This window comes from Pseudomonas lactis (genome assembly GCF_001439845.1).
Taxonomy (GTDB): domain Bacteria; phylum Pseudomonadota; class Gammaproteobacteria; order Pseudomonadales; family Pseudomonadaceae; genus Aquipseudomonas; species Aquipseudomonas lactis.
Genome location: NZ_JYLO01000037.1, coordinates 1 through 2,145, shown reverse-complemented (window position 1 = coordinate 2,145; position 2,145 = coordinate 1). Strand labels below are relative to the sequence as shown.

Sequence of the window (2,145 nt, the reverse complement as noted above, 5' to 3'; positions counted from 1 at the left end):
CTGGAGCTTGATGAGACCTCATTTACCGTGGGGGTTACGTATTCGGCTTTGGTGCCAAAGAGTGCCGGTAGATACGTTGATATTGCGGTTCCTGGCGTCGAGCCGACAAAGTATTCAGCGGTTTGCGTTCCAATCGCTCCGTACGGAACGTCTGGGCAATTCAACAGCGCTATTGGGTTTATTCCCGAAATATTAAATGGAGTTGTGCGTGTTTGGTTCGGTAATAGGCAAAGCGCGAGCGGCCCGCTGGGGACCTCAACCCAAAGGTTACTTGTGATGAGGTACAGGTAATGTCTTATGGAATGATGTTTAAAAATGGGTCAGATATTGTAGTAATCGACTCTGAGTTTTCAAGGCTGACCACTTTGGATAAAGGATCCTGGAACGGTACTGGGGCCGGAGTCGTAGTCAACTTTGCAAAAACAATAACGACAGATGAGCCGCCACTGGTTTTCGTGCGACCTGATCAGTCCAACGTGTTTTGCTTCTGCTTGGTACGCGGATCAGCTGGCGCCTGGACGGGCTTTTCATTCGTTGGCGTTGTTGGTCAAGCCACATCAGGTAAGTGGTTTGCAGCTGCGTTCAAGTCAGAACCTACAGCGAGCTTCGGGTTTCGTCTTTGGGATGGTAACGGAAAGCTTCTATTCGACAACGGAACTCCATGTGCTCAATTTACGAGGACCATCACAAGCTGGACCTATTTGGGGGCGGTGCAAGATCCGCAAGGCCAATCACGCTTGTCGTGGACGGCTCCTTCCAGTTTGGCGAGCGGTGATTACATGCTTTTAAGCAACATCGCCATGGATGTTGCTGGCCTAACTTCTCGACAAGGAAATATGTACGCGGTATGGGAGTACAACAATGACCGGCTTCTAATTCAAGCTGTTGGGGTAGACCTATCAACCACCTTGTATAACCCTGTCGTATTTGCGAAACAAATTATTTAAGGAGTCGAGAATGGCACGGCAAGAAATAAATATAGGTGTAGCTCCAACAGGTGCTGGCGGCGACACGACTCGCAGTGGTGCGGTAAAGATAAACGCAATGACGCAAGAACTCTATGCTAGGACCAATTTATTGGGTTCGGCAGCCAATCTTGATGCATCGGCATTGGTCCTCAAAAACCCTTCTGGTGTTTCTACGCCGGTCGCACCTGGTGCTTCTGGCTATGATTCTCCTGGCAACGGTCAGGGCGGAGGGTTCTATCAAGTAGGAGAGGGACCTTCATCCTCTGGAGTATCATACGCAGGGATGATCCGGATCCCCTACAACGCTACATACGAGGCGCAGCTCTATTTCCCGATGGGCTTTTCCAGCAATCGAATGCTTTTTCGCTGCGCTCTCGGAAATGCAGGGACATTTGGTGCTGCTCAAGAGGTGTATCACACCGGGAACACCACTCGCGGTTCGGGCGGCGCTTTGTCAGCAGCATCACCCATCGCTCGAATCGCAAACGTATCGCAAAGTGAGCGCCGAGACCTTCAAGAGCAATCGTTTGAGCCAGCCGGAGAATGGGGCGTGGCCAATGATGAGGCTAGGGGGATCACAGTAGAGCGCATCAGTTTGGGCGAGTACAAACTGTCGGGTAGCCTTGGGCTGGCGCTTGAGGGGTGGCGCACCCATGATCCGAGCTCCCCTGACGGCGGTCGAATGCTGGGGCTCACTGAAAGCCACCAAGATGAGGATGGCACGGTCGTAGTGCGCCTGTTCAAGCAGCGATGGACGCTCACTGAGGACGGGGAGATGGTGCCGGGCCGGGGGGCGCCCATTGATGTGCCTCTGAATAGCTGGATCGATGTGCGACTTGAAATGCCCAGGGTAGACATGCAGCCGCCAACGACCACTGCCGAAAAATAACAGCCCGCCAACTGAGCGGGCTTTTTTACGCCTGGAGAAAAGTATGAACGCAACCGAGAAAGACCGGGACATCCTGGCGCGCACGCTATGGGGTGAAGCCCGCGGTGAGGGGATGTCCGGCCAGATCGCCGTGGCCTGGACCATCCGCAACCGTGTGTTCGACGGCAAGGCCAAGTCGTGGTGGGGGGAGGGTTACGCCGGCGTGTGCCTGAAGCCCTGGCAGTTCAGCTGCTGGAATCAGAACGACCCGAACTACGCATATCTGAGCGGTGCAAAGCAGATCCCGGC

At 53.9% G+C, this 2,145-nt stretch carries 3 protein-coding genes; all 3 read left to right on the top strand.

The features are described from left to right. The first annotated feature begins 290 nt into the window (after window positions 1–290). On the top strand, window positions 291–947 hold the full coding sequence (locus tag TX24_RS31590; RefSeq protein WP_082628905.1) for a hypothetical protein: 657 nt from the start codon (window positions 291–293) through the stop codon (window positions 945–947). A gap of 10 nt (window positions 948–957) precedes the next feature. Further along, the gene (locus TX24_RS30095; protein ID WP_153046032.1) at window positions 958–1,857 is read left to right on the top strand and encodes a phage tail fiber protein; all 900 of its coding nucleotides are present in this window, start codon (window positions 958–960) and stop codon (window positions 1,855–1,857) included. Window positions 1,858–1,900: 43 nt separating this feature from the next. Further along, the coding region (locus TX24_RS30090) for a cell wall hydrolase (protein ID WP_167348443.1) at window positions 1,901–2,145 on the top strand (245 nt) is incomplete at its 3' end.

Excerpts from the sequence above, each read along its gene's own strand:
- TX24_RS31590 (WP_082628905.1), top strand. The coding sequence starts at position 291 with ATGTCTTATGGAATGATGTTTAAAAATGGGTCAGATATTGTAGTAATC.
- TX24_RS30095 (WP_153046032.1), top strand. The coding sequence starts at position 958 with ATGGCACGGCAAGAAATAAATATAGGTGTAGCTCCAACAGGTGCTGGC.